This is a genomic window from Mycobacterium sp. 3519A (genome assembly GCF_900240945.1).
Classification (GTDB): domain Bacteria; phylum Actinomycetota; class Actinomycetes; order Mycobacteriales; family Mycobacteriaceae; genus Mycobacterium.
On sequence record NZ_OESG01000012.1, the window covers coordinates 173,710 to 195,571 of the forward strand.

The following is a 21,862-nucleotide window of genomic DNA, read 5'->3' on the forward strand; positions in this document are numbered from 1 at the left end:
TTACCGGCGACTGGAGAACTGCGAGTCCCACGTCCAGCCGGAGATCGCGGGGTCGTCTTCGCCGTGCTCGCGGGTGTAGCGACGGGCCGCCAGCCGTGCGTCGAGCATCCGCTGACGCAGCACCGCGGCACGGTTGGCCAGCCCCTCGACCCGGTCGATCACATCGATCACCAGATGGAACCGGTCCAAGTCGTTGAGCATCACCATGTCGAAGGGGGTGGTCGTGGTGCCACGCTCCTTGAACCCGCGGACGTGCAATTGCCCATGATTCGTTCGGCTGTAGGTCAACCGGTGAATCAGCCATGGATAGCCGTGATACGCGAAGATCACCGGTTTGTCGGTGGTGAACAGGGCGTCGAACTCGTGATCCGACAGCCCGTGCGGGTGTTCGGTCTCCGGTTGCAGCCGCATGATGTCGACGACGTTGATCACCCGCACCGCCAGGTCGGGCAACTCACGGCGAAGGATGTCCGCGGCGGCGAGCGTCTCCAGCGTCGGGATGTCGCCCGCGCAGGCCAGCACCACGTCGGGTTCCGCGGTGGCGGTGCCCGCCCACTCCCAGATGCCAAGGCCGCGGGTGCAGTGAGCGATCGCGGACTCCATGTCCAGATACGTCAGGGCAGGCTGCTTGCCTGCGACGATCACGTTGACGTAGTCACGGCTGCGCAGGCAGTGATCGGCCACCGACAGCAAGGTGTTCGCGTCCGGTGGCAGATACACCCGCACCACCTCGGGTCGCTTGTTCGCCACATGGTCGATGAAGCCCGGATCCTGATGCGACGCCCCGTTGTGGTCCTGGCGCCAAACATGGGATGTCAGAAGGTAATTGAGCGACGCGATGGGCCGCCGCCAGGTCAGCTCGCGGTTGCGGGTCAGCCATTTGGCGTGCTGATTGAGCATCGAGTCGACGATGTGCACGAACGCCTCGTAGCAGTTGAACAGCCCGTGCCTGCCGGTCAGCAGGTAACCCTCCAGCCAGCCTTGGCACAGATGCTCCGACAGCACCTCCATCACCCGGCCCTCGGGCCCGAGGTTCTCGTCGTCGTCGTCGACCTCGGCCAGCCACGCCTTGTCGGTGGCGTCGAGCACCGCCGACAGCCGGTTCGACGCGGTTTCGTCGGGACCCATCAGCCGGAACCGGTCCGGGTTGCGGGCGATCACGTCGCGCAGGAAGGTGCCGAGCACGCGCGTCGCCTCGACCGACTCCGAAGCCGGATTCTCAACAGCCACCGCGTAATCCGCGAAGTCGGGCAAGTCGAGATCGCGCAGCAGCAGGCCGCCGTTGGCGTGCGGGTTGGCGCTCATCCTGCGTTGTCCGCTCGGCGCAAGCGCGCGCAGTTCACCGCGCAACGCGCCGTGCTCGTCGAACAACTCCTCGGGCCGGTAGCTGCGCAACCACTGCTCCAGCTGCGCCATGTGCTCAGGGTTGGTGTGCGTCTCGGACAGCGGCACCTGATGCGAGCGCCAGGTGCCCTCCACCTTCTTGCCGTCCACCTCCCGCGGTCCGGTCCAGCCTTTCGGGGTGCGCAGCACGATCATCGGCCACAGCGGCCTGCCCTTCTCGCCGTCCAGCCGGGCCGCCTGCTGGATCGCGCCGATCTGGTCGAACGCTTCGTCCAGCGCGGTGGCCAACTGCTGATGCACGTTGGCGGGGTCGTCACCGGCGACGGTGATCGGCCGATAGCCGTAGCCGTAGAGCAGCGACTCGAGTTCTTCCTGCGGAATCCGCGACAGCACCGTCGGGTTGGCGATCTTGTATCCGTTGAGGTGCAGGATCGGCAGCACTGCGCCGTCGGTCACCGGGTTGAGGAACTTGTTCGAATGCCAGCTCGCGGCCAGCGGCCCGGTTTCGGCCTCACCGTCGCCGATCACGCATGCGACCACCAGGTCGGGGTTGTCGAACGCGGCACCGTATGCATGCACGAGCGCATACCCCAGCTCGCCGCCTTCGTGGATCGACCCCGGTGTCTCGGCGGCCACGTGGCTGGGGATACCGCCAGGAAATGAGAACTGGCGGAACAACTTTCGCATGCCGTCGACGTCCTCTTCGATGCCCGAGTACACCTCGCTGTAGGTGCCCTCGAGGTATGCGTTGGCCACCAGCCCCGGGCCGCCGTGTCCGGGGCCGGTGATGTAGATGACGTTGAGGTCGCGGTGCCGGATGACGCGGTTGAGGTGCGCGTAGACCAGGTTCAGCCCCGGCGTGGTGCCCCAGTGGCCGAGCAGCCGCGGCTTGATGTGTTCGGGCGCGAGCGGCTCCCGCAGCAGCGGGTTGTCCAGCAGATAGATCTGGCCCACCGACAGATAGTTGGCGGCCCGCCAGTACGCGTTGATCAGGTCGAGTTCGGCGTCGGAAAGCGTGGGGGACAAGGCCTGGGCAGTCATCTGGCTCATCATCGTCTCGGCAGGTGAACAACACGTAGGGCCCTAGTACCCGAATCACAGGAACCTACGCATTAGCCTGACGGGCGTGCTGGGATTCGCGGTGCCGCAGTTCGGTGAGTCCGCCCACGCTGATCTGGCGCGGTTCGCGGCCACCGCCGAGCAACTCGGGGCCGACAGCCTGTGGGTCGGCGACCGGCTACTTGCCGCGGTGCATCCGTCGGTCGGCTACGGCGGCGGCGAGGAGATCCCCACGCAGTTCCGCTCCAGCCTGGACCCGTTGGTGGCGCTGACGGTTGCGGCGACGGCCACCAGCAGGGTGCGGCTCGGCGCCAGCGTGCTGGTCGCGCCCTGGTATCCGGCTACCCAGCTGGCGCGCCAACTGACCAGCATCGACGTGATCAGCCGGGGCAGGCTGATGCCCGGTTTCGGCATCGGTTGGTCGCCGGACGAATACCAGGCCGCGCGGGCGCCGTTCACCAGGCGCGGCGCGCAACTCGACGAGGTGCTCGATGCGCTCGATGCGCTGTGGCTGACCGATCCCGTCGAGTTCCGCGGCGACGGCTGGGCGATCCCGCCGTCGTGGGTCACGTTGAAGCCGGTGCAGAAGCCGCGTCCACCCGTCTATCTCGGCGCGGTCAGACCGCCGGGGCTGCGTCGCGTCGGCAGGCGCGCCGACGGCTGGCTGCCCGCAGTGCGGGTGCCTGCGATGTCCGCCGATGACATGGTGTCGATGCTCGCCGCGCAATGGCGCGCCATCGACGATGCCGCGCGCGCGGCGGGTCGCGACCCGGCGGGCATCCACACCTATGTGCGGGTCAATGTCGCAGCAGGCACCCCGGTCGACAAGGTCGCCGACGTGCTGTCGCTGTTGTCCGACAACGGGTACCCCGACGCCTTTGTCGACCTGCTGTACGTGGCCACCGACACCGACGCTCACCTGCAGTGGGTTCAGCGGTTGGTGGCGCGGTGAGGCCGGGACCGCTCGCGGCGCTTCGGGTGCTCGATTCCGGCGGCGCCGAATCCGACGGCGTCGGCCGGTCGTTCGCCGACCTCGGCGCCGACGTGCTGAAGATCGAACCGCCGCAAGGCAGTCCGGCCAGGGGCCAGTCGCCGAGGATCGACGGCACCAGCGTGTCGTTCGCGCTGCAGAATGCCAACAAGCGCAGCGCCGTGCTCGACCCCGACGACGCTCACGACCGCGACTGCCTGCTGGAACTGGCGTCGGCCGCCGACATCGTCGTGGACGGCGGCAATCAACTGGCGGCATACGGAACGTCCTGTGCCGCACTGGCACAACGGTTCGGCCCCCTGGTCGCGTTGTCGGTCCCCGACTTCGGGACCGAAGGTCCCTACGCCTCGTGGCGGGCCCCCGATGCGGTGCTCTACGCGATGTCGACCGCGTTGTCGCGCACCGGGCCGACGGCGGGCACGCCGGTGCTACCGCCGCTCGGAATCGCTTCCGCGACCGCCGCGACGCAGGCCGCATGGGCGGCGCTGGCCGCCTATTACCGCCGGTTACGTTGCGGTACAGGAGAATTCATCGACTTCTCCCGGCTCGAAGGCGTGCTCCAGTCGCTCGACCCGCCGTTCGGTTCCGAGGGTCAGGCCGCCGTCGGGATGAAGAAATCGAGCGAACTGTGGCGGGGTCGGCCCCGCAACCAGCAGATCTACCCGATCTTCGGGTGCCAGGACGGGTATGTGCGGATCTGCGTGCTGTCCCCGCGACAGTGGCGGGGGATGCGTGGCTGGCTCGGAGAACCGGAGCAATTCGCCGACCCGAAGTTCGACACCATCGCGGCGCGCTACGCGGCGTCGAAGGAACTCAATGCGGCGATGGCGGCGTTGTTCGCCACCGAGACGATGGCCGATCTGGTGGCCGAGGGCCAGCGCCGCGGCGTGCCGATCGCCGCCGTGCTCACCCCCGCGCAGGCGTTGGCGTCGGAGCATTTCCGCGCGGTCGGGGCACTGGCCGACATCGATCTCGCACCGGGTGTGTCCGTGCCGGTACCCGTCGGCGCGTTCGTGGTCGACGGCGCGCATGCGGGCCTGACGACGCCCGCGCCGTCGTTGGGTGCCGACGAAGCAACCTGGGGCACAAGACATTTCGCCGCACGCACTGGTGACGCTGCGGTCCAGCGGCCGTTCGACGGGCTGCGGATCCTCGACCTCGGCGTGATCGTCGCGGGCGGGGAACTGGGCAGGTTGTTCGCGGACCTCGGCGCGGAGGTCATCAAGATCGAGAGCGCGGCCTATCCCGACGGTCTGCGCCAGACACCACCGGGTCTGGTGATGAGCAGGTCGTGGGCGCTGACCCACCGCAACGAGTACAGCCTCGGGCTTGACCTGCGGCACGAGGTGGGCGCCGAGATCTTCGCGAAGCTGGTGGCGGGCGCGGACGCGGTGTTCGCCAATTTCAAACCGGGAACCCTTGCCTCACTTGGTTTTTCGTATGACCGGTTGCGCGAACTCAACCCCCGCATCGTGCTGGCGGAGAGCAGCGCGTTCGGTGCGGACGGTCCGTGGAGCGACCGGATGGGATACGGCCCGCTGGTCCGGGCCACCACCGGGGTGACGTGGCTGTGGAGATCACCGGCTGCGCCGCAGGGCTCCTTTTTCGATGCCACCACCGTCTTCCCCGACCACGTGTCGGCGCGGATCACCGCGACCGCGGCGCTCGCCGCGCTGATCGGTCGTGAACGCACCGGAACCGGCGCGCACGTCCACATTTCACAGGCCGAGGTCGCGGTGAATCAGCTCGCCACCGCGTTCGTCACCGCGGAGGCGCGGGCACTGCAGTTGCCGGTGACCGACGACGCCGTGGTGCACGCAGTGTGCCCGTGCGCAGGCGACGACGAATGGTGTGTGGTCTCGCTGCGCGACGACGCCGACCGGGCCGCGCTGGCCACGGTCACCGGTGGCATCGAACTGTCGGAATGGACACGCGCCCGCGACAAGTCAGACGTCGCGCACGCCCTGCAGGCGGCCGGAGTGCCCGCGGCGCCGATGAACCGCGCGGTGGACGTGCTCGCCGATCCGCAGCTTCGATTTCGCAACCTCTACACCGATATGACGCATCCGCTGTTCGAGGCGCCCATGCCCAGCGAGACCGGTCCCGCACCGTATGTGCACATCCCGCCGGCCCAGCTGCGGCCTGCGCCCATGCCCGGCGAGCACACCCGCGAGATCTGCCACAAGCTGCTCGCGATGGACGCCGACGAGATCGACCGGCTGATCGTCGAGGGCGTCGTGTTCGCGACCCTCAAGTGAATCCGTCTTCTCGGCCCGTCAAACTGGAGCCCATGCCCATCGACCCGCGGACTCCGGTGCTCATCGGCTACGGCCAGGTCAACCAGCATGACGACAATCCCGGCGTGGAACCGGTGGACCTGATGGTGGCGGCGGCCCGCGCCGCGGCGGACCCGCGGGTGCTGGAGGCGGTGGATTCGGTCCGGGTCGTCAACGTGCTGTCCTGGCGCTACCGGGATCCTGGCCTGCTGCTGGCTCAGCGGGTGCGGGCGAAGAACGCCGCAACCCGCTACACCGGGGTCGGTGGCAACGTGCCGCAGACACTGGTCAACCAGGCCTGCCTGGACATCCAGGCGGGGCGCGTCGACACCGTGCTGATCGCTGGTGCCGAAACCTGGCGCACCCGAACCCGATTGCGCGCCAGCGGCGCCAAGCCGCAGTGGACGAGTCAGGACGACACCGTCCCGCAGGCCGAGCGGGTGGACGAGGACATGCAGATGGTCGGCGACGCCGACCTCCGGATCAAGCTGGACCGGCCCGCCTATGTGTACCCGATGTTCGAGCAGGCGCTCCGCATCGCGGGCGGCGAATCAGTCGACGAACACCAACGCCGGATCGGTGAACTGTGGTCACAGTTCAGCGGGGTGGCGGCGAAGAACCCACACGCATGGAGCCGGGAGCCGCTGGCACCGCACCAGATCTGGCAGCCGAGCCCGCGTAACCGGATGATCAGCTGGCCCTACACCAAGTTGATGAACTCCAACAACATGGTCGACCAGGGTGCGGCGCTGGTGCTCACCTCGGCGGAGAAGGCGCGTTATCTGCAAATCCCCTCGGAGCGTTGGGTTTTCCCGTACGCCGGGACAGATGCTCACGACACCTATGCGATCGGCGAGCGCGCCGAGTTCTATCGCTCGCCCGCGATCAGAATCGCAGGCCAGCGCGCGCTGCAGTTGGCTGGTATCGGTGTCGACGACGTCGATCTGGTCGACGTCTATTCGTGCTTCCCGTCCGCGGTTCAGGTGGCCGCCAACGAACTCGGGTTGCCGCTCGGCGAACCGGGCAGGCCGCTGACCGTCACCGGCGGACTGACTTTCGCGGGCGGGCCGTGGAACAACTACGTAACCCATGCGATCGCCACGATGGCCGAGCGGCTTGTGGCCAACCCTGGTCAGCGCGCGTTCATCACGGCCAACGGCGGCTACCTGACCAAACACAGCTTCGGGGTGTACGGCACGCAGCCGCCGACCCACGAATTCCGTTGGGAGGATGTGCAGTCCGAGGTCGACCGCGAGCCGACCAGGCACGCAGTCGTCGAGTGGTCGGGGGTGGGCACCGTCGAGACCTGGACCACGCCGTTCAACCGCACCGGCACCGCCGAGAAGGCGTTCCTCGCGGTGCGCACCGGTGAGGACGCACGCGTGCTCGCGGTGATTTCGGACGCCGCCGAGGCCGAGGCCACCGTCCGCGACGACATCGCAGGCGCCAAGGTGCAGGTCAACGCCGACGGCACCGCGAGCCTGCGCTAGCGGATCGTCACGGCGCGTCGACGGGCACGTCGGTGTATTGCGGCGCGTAGCCGTCCGACGAGAACGTGAAACCCTTGCCACTCGTTTCGCTCAGACACGAGACGCCCGACTCCTGCACGTTGCAACGGAACCCCGCCGCCGCCAGGATCCTGTTGAACTTCAACACTTTCGGCGAATCCGAGGTGGCGGCGAACTCGGATTCGTCGAGGGCGACGAACTGCGGATCGCCCTCCTCGTCGACGACGATCGCGTTGGTCGAGTCCGGTTCGCCTTCCACGCCGAGCCCGGACTGCCAACTGCTCGAGGCCTGACAGCCCGCCTTGGTGTGCGTCAGGATGGCGCACTGCCACTTGCCACTCGGCGTGGTGAAGTAATAGCCGGTGGTGTCGCCCTCGTGCTCGACGAAATCGAATGCGTTGACCAGGTGCGCGTTGCTCGGCGGGGCAGATGGCGGCGCGGTGGTGGTGGCGGTGGGCGGGGCAGCGCTGTCCGATGTGTCTGTCCGATGTGTTGACCACGGTCCCGCTTGAACAACCGGCGGCGAGCAGGACGGTCGCGCCAAGCGTGACCAGGCGGTGGCGGATCAAGCGTCTCCCAATGGTTCGCGGGACCGGATCTGCGACTTGATGTCGTCGAGCCCTTCCCAGATGTTCACGTTCATCCCGGCCAGCACCCGGTCGTCGCGGTCGAGCCAGAAGGCGGTGAATTCGCGCTTGGCGACGTCACCGCGGAACACGACTTTCTCATAGTGCGGGGCGTGGCCGACATACTCCATCCCGAGGTCGTACTGGTCGGTGAAGAAGTACGGCAGCTCGTCGTATTCGGCGGGTTTGCCGAGCATGCCTGCCACCGCGACGGCGGGTTGTTTGAGCGCGTTGGCCCAGTGCTCGGTGCGGATCCGGGTGCCGAACAGCGGGTGCTCGGCCGCGGCGATGTCGCCGACGGCGAAGATGTCCTGGTCGCTGGTGCGCAGCGACCCGTCGACCAGTACGCCGCCGTCGCCGACCGCCAGCCCGGCCTGCTCGGCGATGGCGATGTTGGGCGCCGCCCCGACGGCCACCAGGACGGTGTCCGCGTCGACGGATGTGCCGTCGCCGAGTCGCAGGCCGGTCGCCTTGCCGTCCGCGGTGACGATCTCCTGCACCGACGCGCCGAGGCGGAGGTCGACGCCGTGTTCGCGGTGCAGCGCGGCGAACACCTCGCCGAGTTCGCGGCCAAGGGCGGCCATCAGCGGTAGCTCGGCCGTCTCGACGACGGTGACGTCGACGCCGCGTTCGCGGGCGCCCGCGGCCACCTCGAGGCCGATCCACCCGCCGCCGACGACGGCCAGCGAGGACCCCTCGACCAACGCGGAATTCAGCGCGTCAGCGTCGTCGAGGGTGCGCAGGTAGTGGACGCCGGCGGCGTCGGTGCCGGGGATGGGGGGCCGCCGAGGGCGTGACCCGGTGGCCAGCAGCAGCTTGTCGTACCGCACGGTGCTGCCGTCGGGCAGGGAGACGGTGTGGGTGGCCGGGTCGATGGCCGAGACCTCGGTGCCCAGTTGCAGCTCGACGTGGTGATCGCGATACCAGGATGACGGGTTGACGGTGAAGTCGGCGACCGCCTTTTTGCCAGCCAGGTATTCCTTCGAAAGCGGCGGGCGCTCGTAGGGCAGGTGCTCCTCGGCGGCGAACAACACGATGTGCCCGTCGAAATCCTTGTCGCGCAATGCTTCTGCAGCCTTGGCGCCGGCCAGGCCGCCGCCGACGATGGCGAATGTTGACGACGATGTCATGTCAGCTGAGCCTACTCGCCGCCAGCATCTCCTTGAGGGTCCTGGCGTTGCGAATGGCGTGTCCGCCGAGGTCGTTGTTGAAGTAGACGAGCACCCGCCTGCCGTCCGCATCCCATCCGGCGATCCGGTCGGCCCACTGCCGTAGTTCGGTTTCCGGGTAGGAGCCTGCGTACAGCGAATCCTGCGGCGGTCCGTGCATCCTGATGTACACCAGGTCGCTGGTGGCCCGGGGGATGCACCGCAGTCCGGCGCCGCTCATCACGACGTAGGCGGCGCCGTGGCGCTCCAGCATCGCGTAGACGGCCGGGTCGTCCCACGTCGGATTGCGTAGTTCCATCGCGACGGGAATCCAGTCGGGCATCACGCTCAGGAAGTGGTCGAGACGCGCGTCGTCGCGCTCCATGCCCGGATGCAATTGCACCAGCAGCGCCTCGCGCCGCTCGCCGAGCGCCGTCCAGCACCGCTCGAACCGCTCCACCCACGGCTCCGGGGTGCCCAGCCGCCGGTAGTGCGTCAGTCCGCGGTGGGCCTTGACCGACATGGTGAAGCCGTCCGGTAACCGCTGCCGCCATCCGGCAAACGTCGTGTCCTTCGGCCACCGGTAGAAGCTGGCGTTGAGTTCGACGGTGTCGAACTCCTCGACGTAGCGGGCCAGCCGCTTGGCGACCGGCAGTCCCGGCCGGTACAGCACGCCGGCCCAGTGGTCGTAGGACCACCCCGAGGTGCCGATCCGAATCATCTCGGCTGGCGTACCCGGGCTATTTCGGGGGCAAACTCTTGGCGTAATCGACGCCCCGCGTCACCCAGGACAGCAGTTGGCGTTTGGTTTTCACGCCGTCGCCGGCAACCCTGATCCAACCGCGAGTCTGCCGCCCGCCCATCACCATCGGTTCGACGTGGTTACGGCCGAGGTGTTCGTCGGTCTGCTCGGGCGGCACGCGCACCATCAGGCCGCCGTGACCGCTGGCGCACACCGCCATGTTGCCGTTGATCAGGAACGCCAGCCCGCCGAACATCCGCTTCTCGTCGACGCCGCGCTGGGCGGCGATCAGTTCACGGATGCGGTCGGCCAGGTCTTCGTCGTAGGCCATGCCAGGACGTTAGCGCCCGGCACCGACATTCACTGTCCGTCGGCGCTGACGGTCCACGACCCGACCTTGTTGTAGGCCGAGTCATAGATGTCTTGGTTGTCACCGGCTTTTAAGGCATCGAGGTCCTTCATGGCCCCGGCCCAGTACCGCAGTATCCTGCCAAGCTCGGCGCGGACGTCGGAATCGTCAGGCAGGTCGACGTCAAGGGTGAATCTCACGGCTCAGACTTACCCGAACTCGGCGCCCAGCCCAATTTCGGGCCCAGCTTCTCCGCCATGTCGGTGATGATCTGGACGTAGTCTTCCTCGTCGAAGGTGAACGGCAGCGCGAACGCGACCTCGTCGACGCGCTGAAAACCGGGGTTGGCGTAAAGCTGTTCGGCCAGTTCGTCGGAGCTGCCGACGTAGTCGGGGGAGATCAGCGCGCCGCGGGGGCCCTGTGGTGTCTTCGTGCGCTCGAGCCGCTGCTCCCGGTATGCCCGGTACTTGTCGATCTGGCGCGGCGTTGCCGAATCGGTCGGAATGACCACCAAACCCTGTGACACCCGCGCCTTTTCGCCGTCGGGGTGGTGTGCGCGGAACGCGTCGATCTGTTCGGCCTGGATGGAGGCGAAGTCGCCTGCGGTTGCGCCGTCGGCCGTGACGAGATTGCTGGTCATGTAGTTGATGCCCTGCCGGCCCGCCCAGATCGCCGACGACAGCCCGCCGCCGTACCAGACCCGCGACGCCAAACCTGCGGAATGCGGCTGCACACGCTTGGTGTAGTCCTCGATGCCGACCTTGCCCTCGAAGTCGCTCACCGGGTCGCCGCGTAGACACTCCAGCAGCCGCAGCACCCGGTCTTTCGAGAAGTTCTCCAGCTCATGGGTTTCCGGGTACAGCTTGGTCTTGTAGTGCTCGTAGAGCATCGGCGTTCCGACGGACACGCCGGGGTTGACCCGGCCGCCGGAGAGAAGGTCGACCGTCGCCAGATCCTCGGCAAGCCGCAGCGGATTCTCCAGGCCGAGCGGAATGACCGCGGTGCCCAACTCGATGCGGGTGGTGCGTTGACTGGCGGCGGCCATCATCGCGACGGGGGAGGAGATGCCCGGTTGCAGGTGCCGGCACCGCAGCCAGACGCTGTCGAAGCCGAGCGCTTCGGCGCGCTCGATCATCGACAGCGTCTGCTCGTGCCCAGGGCCTGGATCGGCTTCGTCGAACCGGCCGATGGTCAGGAAGCCGAGCTTGCGCAGGGGTCGGGCAGTCATGGTCAGTACAAACTCCCGCGCTCGCGCAGAACTTCCCTAGGCCGCGACGGTGGCCGCCTCGCCCGCAGGCTCCAGTGCCTGCGCGACGATCTCCGCGACGTCGGTCATCGGCTTGACCTCCAGCGCCTCGAGCACATCCGCCGGGACGTCGTCCAGGTCAGGCTCGTTGCGCTGCGGGATGAAAACCGTTGACAGGCCAGCCCGTTGGGCGGCAAGCAGTTTCTGCTTGACCCCGCCGATAGGCAGCACGCGGCCATTCAACGTCACCTCGCCGGTCATGCCGACATCCGACCGCACCTTCCGGCCGGTGGCCATCGAGACCAGCGCGGTCACCATCGTCACGCCAGCCGACGGACCGTCCTTCGGCACCGCGCCCGCGGGCACGTGCACGTGGATGCGGCGGTCCAACGCCTTCGGGTCGACACCCAACTGCTCGGCGTGCGAGCGGACGTAGGACAGCGCGATCTGTGCCGACTCCTTCATCACGTCGCCCAGTTGACCGGTCAACTGCAGACCGGGTTCACCGTCGGTCGACCCGGCCTCGATGTAGAGCACGTCGCCGCCGAGACCGGTGACGGCCAAGCCGGTGGCGACGCCAGGCACCGCGGTGCGTTCCCGCGACTCGGGCAGGAACCGCGGCCGGCCAAGGTACTCAACGAGATCCGGCTCATCGATGATGATCGTGCCGGACTGGGTGGCCAGCTTCGTGGTGACCTTGCGCAGCGCCTTGGCCAGCAGTCGCTCGAACTGCCGCACCCCGGGCTCGCGGGTGTAGTCGGCCGCGATCTTCCGCAGCGCGTCCTCGGTGAGAGTCACCTCGTCCTCGGTCAGCGCCGCCCGTTCGCGCTGCCGGGGCAGCAGGAAGTCGCGGGCGATCGCGACCTTGTCGTCTTCGGTGTAGCCGTCGATCTGGATCAACTCCATGCGGTCCAGCAGGGCCGACGGGATGTTCTCGATCACGTTGGCCGTCGCCAGGAACACGACGTCGGACAGGTCCAGATCCAGTTCCAGGTAGTGGTCGCGGAACGTGTGGTTCTGCGCCGGGTCCAGCACCTCGAGCAGCGCCGCCGACGGGTCGCCGCGGTAGTCGGAGCCCACCTTGTCGATTTCGTCGAGCAGCACGACCGGGTTCATCGACCCGGCCTCACCGATCGCGCGGACGATGCGGCCCGGCAGCGCGCCGACGTAGGTGCGCCGGTGGCCGCGGATCTCGGCCTCGTCGCGCACGCCGCCAAGCGCGACGCGAACGAACTTGCGTCCCAACGCCCTTGCCACGCTTTCACCGAGCGAGGTCTTGCCGACGCCGGGCGGACCGGCCAGCACCATCACCGCGCCGGAGCCACGTCCGCCGACCACCGCCATACCGCGCTGGGCGCGCCGCGCCCGCACGGCCAGATACTCGACGATGCGGTCCTTGACGTCCTCCAGGCCGTGGTGGTCGGCATCCAGGATTTCCCTGGCCGCCGTCAGATCGGCGGAGTCCTCGGTCTTGACGTTCCACGGCAACTCGAGCACGGTGTCCAGCCAGGTGCGGATCCAGCCGCCCTCGGGGCTCTGCTCGCTGGCCCGCTCCAGCTTGCCGACCTCGCGCAGCGCGGCCTCGCGCACCTTCTCGGGAAGGTCGGCGGCCTCGATGCGCGCCCGGTAGTCGTCAGAACCGTCGGGCTCGCCCTCGCCCAACTCCTTGCGGATGGCGGCGAGTTGCTGGCGCAGCAGGAACTCCTTCTGCGTCTTTTCCATGCCCTCGCGGACGTCCTCGGCGATCTTGTCGTTGACCTCCACCTCGGCGAGGTGGTCGCTGTTCCACTCGATCAACGCCCGCAACCGCTCGGCCACGTCCGGCGTCTCGAGCAACTGGCGCTTCTGCACCTGGGTCAGATACGACGCGTATCCGGCGGTGTCGGCCAGCGCGGACGGATCGGTCAACTGGTTGACGAAGTCGATGATCTGCCACGCCTCGCGCCGCTGCAGATAGGCCAGCAGCAGCTTCTTGTATTCGGCTGCCAGCGCGCGGGTCTCGTCGGTCGCGGCGGGCTCGGTGACCTCGGTCACCTCGACCCGCAGGGCCGGTCCCGGCCCGTTGACGCCTGCGCCGATCTGGGCGCGGCTGTTACCGCGCACCACCGCCGCCGTGCCGTCGCCGGCGACACGACCGACCTGCACGATCGACGCCAACACGCCGTACGACGGGTAGCGGTCGTCCAGGCGCGGCGCGATGAGCAGCTCACCGGACTCGCTGGCCCGCGCCGCGTCGACCGCCGCGCGTGCCGCGTCGTCCAATTCGATGGGCACGACCATGCCGGGCAGCACGATCGAGTCGCTAGTGAAAAGGATGGGCACAACACGCGTTGTCTCATTGGCTTCAGCCATGAATCCTCCAAAGTTCAGTCTGATCGACTCAACCCTGCGGTGTGAGGTTTTGTTCCCCACCTCAATCACCCGTCAGGGCGATGCCCGGCCGCGCTACCGGCGGTCACCCTGACCTGCATGTCTGGCTGGCGGCTGCGCGAATTTCACGACGACGACCTCGATCAGGCGATCTCCGTCTGGGATCAGAGTCGTGGCCCCGATGAGCCGCATCCGGTCTTCGGTGTGTCCGAGGTGATCGCCGCCGCGAAGTCGGGGCACCCCGCCGTCGTGGCCGTGGTGGGTGATGAGTTGGTGGGCATGGCGGCGGCGCAGCAGCACGGAGACCGCGCGTGGATTTCGATGGTCGCGTTGAGCAACCGGTGGCGTAATCGCGGCATCGGCAGTGCCCTGCTCGGCGACCTCGAGGTCCGGTTACGCACCCTCGGCGCCCGACGCATCAGCGCACTGCTGCCGGCCGACGCCGCCGGGACTGCAGCCTTGCGCAACTCGGGTTACACCGAGCGATCGGATTTGCGCTACTTCGAGAAACTCGATCACGTCGGGCCGTCGGATGCGGGGCTGCTGGCGGCGCTGGGCGGGCAGGTGATGCCGCATGGCTTGTGGCAGTCGATGGCGGGCATGGAAACCGAGAAGCAGGTCATCGAGCGGCGTATCGTACTGCCGCTTGCCGAACCCAATCTGGCTGAGCGCTACGGCGTTTCGCCGCCCAAGGCGGTCGTGTTGTTCGGACCGCCCGGCACTGGGAAGACGAGCTTCGCCAAGGCCGTCGCCGGCAGACTCGGCTGGCCGTTCGTCGAACTGTTCCCGTCGCGCCTCGCGACCCCCGACGTCGCAATGACCACCGCGCTGCGCGAGGCGTTTGTGAATCTGATGGAACTCGAGGCAGCGGTCGTGTTCATCGACGAGGTAGAGGAGATCGCGGGGTGCCGATCGGGAATCCCGTCCGACCCCGCTCACGGGGTCACCAACGAGTTGCTCAAGCTCATTCCGGCGTTCCGCCAGCACGACGAGCGGTTGCTGATCTGTGCGACGAACTCGGTGCGCTCGCTGGATTCGGCGTTCCTGCGGCACGGTCGATTCGACTACATCATTCCTGTCGGGCCGCCCGACGAGGTGGCACGCGGCGCGATATGGCGGCGTTATCTCGGCGCCAACGCTGACGTCGTGGAGGTGGACAAGCTGGTCGAGGCGAGCGAGATGTTCACCCCGGCCGACATCGAGTTCGCCGCCCGCAAGGGCGCGCAGGCAGTGTTCGAACGCGAGGTCGAGTTCCGTCGCGGTGAAATCGCCTGCACCGACGACTACCTCGCCGCGATCACCGACACTCGGCCCACGTTGACGGCTGAAATGGTCGCCGAGTTCGAAGAGGACATCGCCCAACGCACCCGGTTGTGAGCGCGCCGGAATACAGCTGAGGGGCGAACCGTCGTAGCTGCCATGACCAACACCGTCGTCGCCATCACCGGCGCCAGCAGCGGTATCGGCGAGGCCACCGCGCGTCTGCTCGCAGCGCGCGGCGCCGCCGTCGTGCTCGGTGCGCGGCGCACCGACCGCCTGGACCAGATCGCAGCCGAGATCACCGCCCAAGGCGGCCGCGCCGCCACGGTGCCCGTCGACGTCACTGTCAGAGCGGATCTCGACCGACTCGTGCAAACGGCGGTGGACCGGTTCGGCCGCCTCGACGTGATGGTGAGCAATGCGGGCGTCGCTCATCTCGGCCCGCTCGCCGACGGCGACGTCGACCAGTGGTCGGAGATGATCGACGTCAACCTGCGCGGGGTGTTGTTCGGAATCGCCGCTGCCATGCCGGTTTTCCTGCGGCAGGGCCGCGGCCATTTCGTGACGACGGTGTCGACGGCAGGGCTGAAGATCGTTCCGAGGATGGGCGTCTACGCGGCGACCAAGAATGCGGTGCGCACGGTGCTGGAAGCGCTACGGCAGGAGTCGACGGACGGTGTGGTGCGCACGACGTCGATCTCGCCCGGCTATGTGCGCACCGACTTCAGCAATATGGCGGAGTTCGGTATCGAACCCGACGCCGTCGCGCGGGCCGTCGCGTTCGCGGTCGAACAGCCGCACGACGTCGAGATCGGCGAAATCGTCGTCAGGCCAACGGTTCAGGGCTAGCGCACACAGCAGGGAGCCTGCCGCTCGGGGGTGACGGCAGGCTCCCTGGTTGTGGGTGGCACTCAGGCGGACGCTTGCGCTCCAAGCACCCGCTGGATGTCGGGCTTCATCTGCTGCAACTGCGCACCCCAGTAGCCCCAGCTGTGCGTGCCCGTCGCCGGGAAGTTGAACACGCCGTTGGTGCCACCGGCCGCGATGTAGTTGTCGCGGAAGGTGATGTTGGTCCGCAGCGTGAACCCTTCGAGGAACTGCGCGGCCATCAGGTTGCCGCCGTCGTCACCGACGTCGAGATCCGACGGGGTGCCGGTGCCGCAGTAGATCCAGATCCTGGTGTTGTTGGCCACCAACTGTGCCATGTTCACCATCGGGTCGTTGCGCTTCCACGCCGGGTCGGACGACGGACCCCACATGCTCTCGGCGTTGTAGCCGCCCGCATCGTTCATCGCCAGCCCGATCAGCATCGGCCACCAACCCTCGGACGGGTTGAGGAAGCCGGAAAGCGATGCGGCGTAGATGAATTTCTGCGGGTAGTAGATCGAGTACGTCAGCGCCGTGCTGCCTGCCATCGAGATGCCGACCACCGCGTTGCCGTTCTGCGACACGCCCTTGTTGGCCTCCAGATAGGCGGGCAGTTCCTGGGTCAGGAACGTCTCCCACTTGTAGGTGTAGTCCTGGCCGTTGCCCCGCGACGGCTGATACCAGTCGGTGTAGAAGCTCGACTGGCCGCCCACCGGCATCACGACCGACAGGCCCGACTGGTAGTACCACTCGAACGCCGGCGTGTTGATGTCCCAGCCGTTGTAATCGTCCTGGGCGCGAAGACCGTCGAGCAGATACACCGCGTGCGGGCCGCCGCCCTGGAACTGCACCCGGATGTTGCGGTTCATCGACTGCGAGAAGACATCCAGATACTCGACGGGCAGACCCGGCCGGGAGAACGCGTTGGCAGTCGCCGAACCCCCGACGAAGCCGATCAGCCCGGGCAGGATCGCCGCCGCAACGGCGCTCACCGCCAGTCGGCGGGACCACTTGGTCCGAAACCTCTCCAATAACTTCATAACGGCAACCAACCCACCTTTCATCACTTTCCACAAAGCAATTGCCGTTGCTTCGGGCGTAATGAAACACGCTCAGGCGCGCCTGCCGCTGTCCCGACACAGTGTTGCGAAGTCGCGGTTGGCTAACGATTCCGACTCGGGCCGGACTCGAGAAACCCGGATCTGCGCTGTGACCTGTGGGAAAGCAGTTACGGATGTGACTAGTTGGCGCGGTCGGCCGCGACGCGCCCGAATCGGCGCAACTGGGTCACGTGGTGCGGGGTCAACTCGTCGAGCGAGGTGACGCCGAGCAACCGCATCGTGCGGATGACCTGCGCGGACAGGATGTCGATGGCCCGGTTCACGCCCGCCTCGCCGCCTGCCATCAGCCCGTAGAGGTAGGCACGGCCGACCAGCGTGAAGCGGGCACCCAGCGCGATCGCCGCCACGACGTCGGCGCCGGACATGATCCCGGTGTCCAGCAAAATCTCGGTGTCGCGGCCGAGTTCACGCGCGACCGCGGGCAGCAGGTGGAACGGCACCGGCGCGCGGTCGAGTTGCCGACCGCCGTGATTGGACAGCAGCACGCCGTCGACGCCGAGGTCGACGGCCGCCTTGGCGTCCTCCAGCGTCTGAATCCCCTTGACCACCAACTTGTTCGGCCACTGGGCCTTGATCCACGCCAGGTCCTCGAACGTCACGGTGGGGTCGAACATGCGGTCCAGCAATTCCGCAACCGTGCCCGGCCAGCGATCCAGCGCTGCGAACGACAATGGCTCGGTGGTCAGCAAGTCGAACCACCAGCGCGCCCGCGGTGCCGCGTCGAGCACCGTGCGCATGGTCAGCTTCGGCGGAATCGCCATACCGTTGCGGGTGTCACGCAGCCGCGCACCCGCCACCGGAACGTCGACGGTGACCAGCAGCGTGTCGAAGCCTGCAGTTACCGCGCGCTCGACCAACGCCATCGAGCGGTCCCGGTCTTTCCACATATAGAGCTGAAACCAGTTGCGGCCATGAGGATTTGCCGCCTTGACATCCTCAATCGAACTGGTGCCCATGGTGGAAAGGCAGAACGGGATACCCGCCCTGGCCGCCGCGTGGGCGCCCGCGATCTCACCCTCGGTCTGCATCAGCCTGGTGAACCCGGTGGGCGCGATCCCGAACGGCAGCGCGACATGGTCGCCGAGCACGGTGCGACTCGTGTCGACCTTCTCGACGTCGCGCAGGATGGTCGGGTGAAACTCGATGTCCAGGAACGCCTGTCGGGCACGAGCCAACGACAGCTCTTCCTCGGCCGCGCCGTCGGTGTAGTCGAACGCGGCTTTGGGCGTGCGTCGCTTCGCGATCCGGCGCAGGTCCTCGATGGTCAACGCCGCGTCCAACCGTCGCTGTGTCGCGTTGAGTTGCGGCTTCTTGAAGCCGATCAGTGGGGCCAGTTCGCTGGGCCGGGGCACCCGGCGCTTCATGGTGGCCATCGATCAGTCGGCCGCCAACGCGCGCTGGACGCTGGCCCTTCGCTGTTCGATGGTGCGGCCGATGTCCTGCAGCAGGAGCGGCTTTCGGCCAACCAGTTCTTCGATGTGTTCGCGGTCGATCTGCAAAACGGTCACCTCTTCGAGCGCGTAGGCGGTGGTGGCTGCGGGCTCCCTGGTGAGCGTGGTGCTGCCAAGGAAATCGCCCTCCTCGAGGGTACGCACCGGAACTACGGCGCCGTCATCGCCCATCACGACAAGTCGAACATGGCCGTTCACAACGAACGACATCCGTTTGGGCACCTGGCCCGCCGTCTGGAGGTGCTCGTCGGTGCCGTACCTGGCGAGCCGGACGCGGGGCAGCAACTCCTCCTGCTCGGCCTGCGTCAGCCGCAGCGTCGGGGCGACGATGCGCAACGACGCCTCCAGCCGGTCTCGCGTCTCGAATTCGTCCTCGGCCTCGTCGAGGTGCAACCCGGCGCGCCGCGACGCATACCAGACCCAACGCAGGAAGGTCGCCTGCGCGACGATGTCGTCCGCGGGCGTGCGCAGCGGTATCACCGTCCGATAGTTGAGGCCCCCACCGAATCTGCTGACGGGCATGGCATCGGGACGCAACTGCGGCAGCGCCGCCGCGGTTCTGCTGAGCAACGCGCAGACGTCGTCGGGCGGATCGTCGAGCCCGAACTGGGTGGTGACGACGAGAGAATGGGTGCTCGGCGGACGGCTGAAGTTGGTGAACGACGCGGCGGCCAGCACCGAGTTCGGCATCACGAGCAAACCGCTGCCGGTGTCGATATGGGTTGCCCGCCAGTTCACTTCGACCACCCGCCCGCGCGCGGTCGGGGTCTCGATCCAGTCGCCGAGCTGGAACGGCTGCTCGAACAACACGAACAGGCCGGAGATGATCTGCCCGACGGAGTTCTGCAGGGTAAGGCCGAGCACGATCGACGACACACCCAGTGCGGTGAACAACCCGCCGATGTGCGCACCCCAGATGTAGGCGAGGATCAATCCGACACCGACGGCGATCAGCGCGAACCGCGCGACGTCGAGGAAGATCGACGGAATCCGCCTGCGCCACGAGCCTTCTGGCGCGCCCTGGAACACGGTGGCGTTGGTGCCGGACAGCAGCAGCACGAGAACGACGAAGCCGAACACGGTGGCGACGATGCGCACCGGTGTGGCCTCGCCGGAGATCTGCATCGCTCCGACAAGCAGAATCAGCAGCGCGCCGAGCGGAAGGATGTAGGCGCGCACCAGATAGACCGGGCGCGCGAGTGCGCTGCCCCGTCTGCGCAGCGCGTTCTGTAGCTCGGTGAGCAGCACCAGGCAGATGGGGAAGCCGATCGCCACGCCGGCCGCCCAGTAGAACCAGGGGGAGTCCAGCAGCTCGGTCACGGTTGTCGCTCTGCCAGTCGCCAGATCGGCTGCTCTTCACCGTCGACGGTGATGGCGCCCGCGGACGTGAACGTGCGGGTGTCCCGCATCGCGTCGTAAACCCGTGCGGTGACGTACACCCCTGGCTGCGGCGAGCCACTCTGTACCTGATACGCCAGATTGACGGCCGATCCCCACATGTCGTAGGCCAGGGTGGACCTGCCGACGAGGCCGCTGGTGACGGTGCCGGTGTCGATGCCTGCCCGCAGCTTCAGGTCGTTGCCGGTCTCGGTGTTGAACCGGTCGATGGTGCGTTGCATCTCGATCGCGAAGTCGACGGTGCGCCGCACGTTGTCCAGTCGCGGTGTGCTCAGACCGCAGCTGGCGAGGTATCCGTTGTGCAGCGTCCGGACCTGCTCGACCCCGAGATTCTCTGCGGCGGAATCGAACTGGCGTGTCAGCCGATTCACGATCGCCAGCAGTTCCTCGGAGCTGAGGTCGTCGGAGAGCTCGTCGAGGCCGACGATGTCGGCGAAGATGACCGTCACGTTCTGGTGGTCCTGGGCGATGGTCTCCTCGCCCTGACGGTAGCGCTGGACCACCTGTTCCGGCATCAGCGAGCGCAGCAGTCGGTCGTTCTCGCTGCGCTGCTCGGCGAGCAGGTCCTCCTTGATCGCGAGGTTGCGGCTCATGTCGTTGAACGCCACGGTCAGGTCGCCGAATTCGTCGCGCGATTTCACCGGCAGGGCGACGTCGTAGTCGCCCGCGCTGATCTGCTGGGCGCCCGCTTCGAGTCTGCGGATCGGCCGGACGAACAGTCGCGCCAGCAGCATGGCAGCCAGGCAGACCACGAAGATGATGACGGCCGTTGAGATGACGAGGGTTTGGGTGAACTTGGCGACGGGACCGAACGCCTCGCTGGAGTCGATCTTCGCGATGATCGACCAATGCAGTCCCCGCAAATCGACCGGCGCATACGCCTGCAGGGTTCGGTGGCCCAGATAGTCGTCCTCGATCAGGGTGCCTCGCTGGCCGCGCTGCGCCAACCGGATCGCTTCGCTTTGCACCGGTTGCACCAGCGTCGTGCCGTGCTGGCGGATCGACTCCTCGGCCACGTCCGGCGACGTTCCTGCGTTGATCACGTCGGTCTTGAACTGCTCGGGGTTTTGCAGGAACAACCGCGAATCCGACCGCATCAGGTCGTCCGGGCCCACCAGATAGGTTTCACCGGTCGCACCCATGCCTGCCTGTTGCCACTTCCGGTTGACCGTCATCAAATCGTTGATCTTGGAGATCGGAAACTGCAGGGCCAGAACGCCTTCCACCCGCCCTGGCGGGCCAACGGGCGACACCATCCACGCGGTCGGCTCGTCAGCGGGCTGGTAATCGCCGAAATCGGTGACCCCGACATAGTCCACGGCGTGTGTCGCCAGCGCCTTGGTGTAGGCGTCGTGCAGATCGTTCTCCCGGTACGGCCCGTTGAGGATGTTGGTGCCGAGGTCGACTCCCTTGTACGCGCTGTAGACGACGTTGCCGCGGGTGTCGAGCAGCAACGCGTCCTCGAACGAGAAGCGCAGCACGATTTCCCTGAAGAACTCGTTGAACCGGGCGTTCGCGGCCGACCACGCGCTGCCGTCGCCTGCGTCGTCGAACCGGATGGCCTGATCCCAGTTCGCGAATCGGGTGGTGTAGTTGGCCTGCAGATACTTCTGCGCGTTCGTCGTCGGCAGCAATCCGGTGATGTCGATCTGGCTTCCGGTCTGCGCCTCTTCGGCCTTCTCGAACTGGTTCTTGTAGTAGTCGAGCACCGACTGCCACTGCGGCGGACTGACCGCCGCGTTGTTGAGTTGGTCGAATGCGGCCGTGAACGCCTCGATCGCCTCGGTGGTGGTCGCGCCGCGCGTGTAGACGACGAGCGAGTCCTCCAGGTCGTTGAACTTCGCCTCGAGTTGTCGCGACTGCGACTCGCGGATCTCGGTGAGCCGGTCGAACGCCGCGGCGCGCAGGGAACTGCGCCCGGATTGAAAGCCGATGGCGCCGACCACGGCGGCCGACAGGATGCTCGTCACCAACAGCATCACCAACAGCTTGGACTGGATGCTGATCCGCGACATGATGCGACGGCGCAGGTTGCGGCCCCTCGGCGCGGGCGCCGATTCGGATTCGACGGGGGCTTCCGCGTCGGTGGTTGTCGTCATTGAATCC

Annotated in this window: 17 protein-coding genes; 5 read left to right on the forward strand and 12 right to left on the reverse strand. The window is 67.3% G+C overall.

Annotated features, from left to right (window positions below; genetic code table 11):
* The gene (locus tag C1A30_RS02975) at nt 1-2,385 is read right to left on the reverse strand and encodes a phosphoketolase (protein WP_101947593.1); all 2,385 of its coding nucleotides are present in this window, start codon (nt 2,383-2,385) and stop codon (nt 1-3) included.
* An 85-nt stretch (nt 2,386-2,470) separates the two neighbouring features.
* On the opposite strand from C1A30_RS02975, the gene C1A30_RS02980 reads away from it, so the two are divergent.
* The 3 genes from C1A30_RS02980 to C1A30_RS02990 are packed head-to-tail and all read left to right on the forward strand — an operon-like array spanning nt 2,471 to nt 7,160.
* A complete protein-coding gene (locus tag C1A30_RS02980) occupies nt 2,471-3,355 on the forward strand; it encodes a TIGR03619 family F420-dependent LLM class oxidoreductase (protein ID WP_101946788.1) in 885 nt (294 codons plus the stop codon).
* The gene (locus C1A30_RS02985; protein WP_101947594.1) at nt 3,352-5,652 is read left to right on the forward strand and encodes a CoA transferase; all 2,301 of its coding nucleotides are present in this window, start codon (nt 3,352-3,354) and stop codon (nt 5,650-5,652) included. Before C1A30_RS02980 ends, C1A30_RS02985 begins: the two co-directional genes overlap by 4 nt.
* A gap of 32 nt (nt 5,653-5,684) precedes the next feature.
* Nucleotides 5,685-7,160 carry an acetyl-CoA acetyltransferase gene (locus tag C1A30_RS02990; protein ID WP_101947595.1) on the forward strand — a complete coding sequence of 492 codons (1,476 nt, stop codon included), beginning with the start codon at nt 5,685-5,687 and terminating at the stop codon, nt 7,158-7,160.
* Between the two features lie 7 nt (nt 7,161-7,167).
* On the opposite strand, the gene C1A30_RS02995 is transcribed toward C1A30_RS02990, so the two are convergent.
* Genes C1A30_RS02995 through lon form a run of 7 tightly spaced genes read right to left on the reverse strand, consistent with a single transcriptional unit; the run spans nt 7,168 to nt 13,641 of the window.
* Nucleotides 7,168-7,722: a hypothetical protein gene (locus C1A30_RS02995; RefSeq protein WP_101946789.1), complete on the reverse strand. Its 555-nt coding sequence runs from the start codon at nt 7,720-7,722 to the stop codon at nt 7,168-7,170.
* Nucleotides 7,723-7,743: 21 nt separating this feature from the next.
* Nucleotides 7,744-8,934, reverse strand: a complete 1,191-nt coding sequence (locus tag C1A30_RS03000) for an NAD(P)/FAD-dependent oxidoreductase (RefSeq protein WP_101946790.1) — start codon at nt 8,932-8,934, stop codon at nt 7,744-7,746.
* Nucleotide 8,935: 1 nt separating this feature from the next.
* A complete protein-coding gene (locus C1A30_RS03005; protein WP_101946791.1) occupies nt 8,936-9,673 on the reverse strand; it encodes a DUF72 domain-containing protein in 738 nt (245 codons plus the stop codon).
* A 19-nt stretch (nt 9,674-9,692) separates the two neighbouring features.
* Nucleotides 9,693-10,025: a TfoX/Sxy family protein gene (locus C1A30_RS03010; protein WP_101946792.1), complete on the reverse strand. Its 333-nt coding sequence runs from the start codon at nt 10,023-10,025 to the stop codon at nt 9,693-9,695.
* Between the two features lie 29 nt (nt 10,026-10,054).
* The gene (locus C1A30_RS03015) at nt 10,055-10,243 is read right to left on the reverse strand and encodes a hypothetical protein (protein ID WP_101946793.1); all 189 of its coding nucleotides are present in this window, start codon (nt 10,241-10,243) and stop codon (nt 10,055-10,057) included.
* Nucleotides 10,240-11,271 carry an LLM class flavin-dependent oxidoreductase gene (locus C1A30_RS03020; RefSeq protein ID WP_200828141.1) on the reverse strand — a complete coding sequence of 344 codons (1,032 nt, stop codon included), beginning with the start codon at nt 11,269-11,271 and terminating at the stop codon, nt 10,240-10,242. The genes C1A30_RS03015 and C1A30_RS03020 overlap by 4 nt, the downstream gene beginning before the upstream one ends.
* A gap of 36 nt (nt 11,272-11,307) precedes the next feature.
* Nucleotides 11,308-13,641: an endopeptidase La gene (lon, locus tag C1A30_RS03025; RefSeq protein ID WP_101946794.1), complete on the reverse strand. Its 2,334-nt coding sequence runs from the start codon at nt 13,639-13,641 to the stop codon at nt 11,308-11,310.
* A gap of 117 nt (nt 13,642-13,758) precedes the next feature.
* Between lon and C1A30_RS03030 the strand changes: the two genes are divergently transcribed.
* Nucleotides 13,759-15,036 (forward strand): ATP-binding protein, encoded by a 1,278-nt coding sequence (locus C1A30_RS03030; RefSeq protein WP_101946795.1) that lies wholly within the window; start codon nt 13,759-13,761, stop codon nt 15,034-15,036.
* Between the two features lie 42 nt (nt 15,037-15,078).
* Nucleotides 15,079-15,768, forward strand: a complete 690-nt coding sequence (locus tag C1A30_RS03035) for an SDR family oxidoreductase (protein WP_101946796.1) — start codon at nt 15,079-15,081, stop codon at nt 15,766-15,768.
* A gap of 62 nt (nt 15,769-15,830) precedes the next feature.
* Here the strand turns inward: C1A30_RS03035 and C1A30_RS03040 are convergent, their stop codons facing one another.
* From C1A30_RS03040 to C1A30_RS03055, 4 genes are all read right to left on the reverse strand, one after another.
* Nucleotides 15,831-16,826, reverse strand: coding sequence for an esterase family protein (locus C1A30_RS03040; RefSeq protein WP_101946797.1), 996 nt, complete (start codon nt 16,824-16,826; stop codon nt 15,831-15,833).
* A 200-nt stretch (nt 16,827-17,026) separates the two neighbouring features.
* A complete protein-coding gene (locus C1A30_RS03045) occupies nt 17,027-18,271 on the reverse strand; it encodes an alpha-hydroxy acid oxidase (protein ID WP_101947597.1) in 1,245 nt (414 codons plus the stop codon).
* A gap of 12 nt (nt 18,272-18,283) precedes the next feature.
* Entirely contained in the window at nt 18,284-19,678 is a 1,395-nt protein-coding gene (locus C1A30_RS03050; protein ID WP_101946798.1) for a mechanosensitive ion channel domain-containing protein, read from the reverse strand.
* Nucleotides 19,675-21,855 (reverse strand): adenylate/guanylate cyclase domain-containing protein, encoded by a 2,181-nt coding sequence (locus C1A30_RS03055; RefSeq protein ID WP_101946799.1) that lies wholly within the window; start codon nt 21,853-21,855, stop codon nt 19,675-19,677. The genes C1A30_RS03050 and C1A30_RS03055 overlap by 4 nt, the downstream gene beginning before the upstream one ends.
* Nucleotides 21,856-21,862 lie beyond the last annotated feature (7 nt).

Excerpts from the sequence above, each read along its gene's own strand:
- C1A30_RS03005 (WP_101946791.1), bottom strand. The coding sequence starts at position 9,673 with ATGATTCGGATCGGCACCTCGGGGTGGTCCTACGACCACTGGGCCGGC.
- C1A30_RS03030 (WP_101946795.1), top strand. The coding sequence starts at position 13,759 with ATGTCTGGCTGGCGGCTGCGCGAATTTCACGACGACGACCTCGATCAG.
- C1A30_RS03000 (WP_101946790.1), bottom strand. The coding sequence starts at position 8,934 with ATGACATCGTCGTCAACATTCGCCATCGTCGGCGGCGGCCTGGCCGGC.
- C1A30_RS02990 (WP_101947595.1), top strand. The coding sequence starts at position 5,685 with ATGCCCATCGACCCGCGGACTCCGGTGCTCATCGGCTACGGCCAGGTC.
- lon (WP_101946794.1), bottom strand. The coding sequence starts at position 13,641 with ATGGCTGAAGCCAATGAGACAACGCGTGTTGTGCCCATCCTTTTCACT.
- C1A30_RS03055 (WP_101946799.1), bottom strand. The coding sequence starts at position 21,855 with ATGACGACAACCACCGACGCGGAAGCCCCCGTCGAATCCGAATCGGCG.
- C1A30_RS03020 (WP_200828141.1), bottom strand. The coding sequence starts at position 11,271 with ATGACTGCCCGACCCCTGCGCAAGCTCGGCTTCCTGACCATCGGCCGG.
- C1A30_RS03045 (WP_101947597.1), bottom strand. The coding sequence starts at position 18,271 with ATGAAGCGCCGGGTGCCCCGGCCCAGCGAACTGGCCCCACTGATCGGC.
- C1A30_RS02975 (WP_101947593.1), bottom strand. The coding sequence starts at position 2,385 with ATGACTGCCCAGGCCTTGTCCCCCACGCTTTCCGACGCCGAACTCGAC.
- C1A30_RS03040 (WP_101946797.1), bottom strand. The coding sequence starts at position 16,826 with ATGAAGTTATTGGAGAGGTTTCGGACCAAGTGGTCCCGCCGACTGGCG.
- C1A30_RS03010 (WP_101946792.1), bottom strand. The coding sequence starts at position 10,025 with ATGGCCTACGACGAAGACCTGGCCGACCGCATCCGTGAACTGATCGCC.
- C1A30_RS03035 (WP_101946796.1), top strand. The coding sequence starts at position 15,079 with ATGACCAACACCGTCGTCGCCATCACCGGCGCCAGCAGCGGTATCGGC.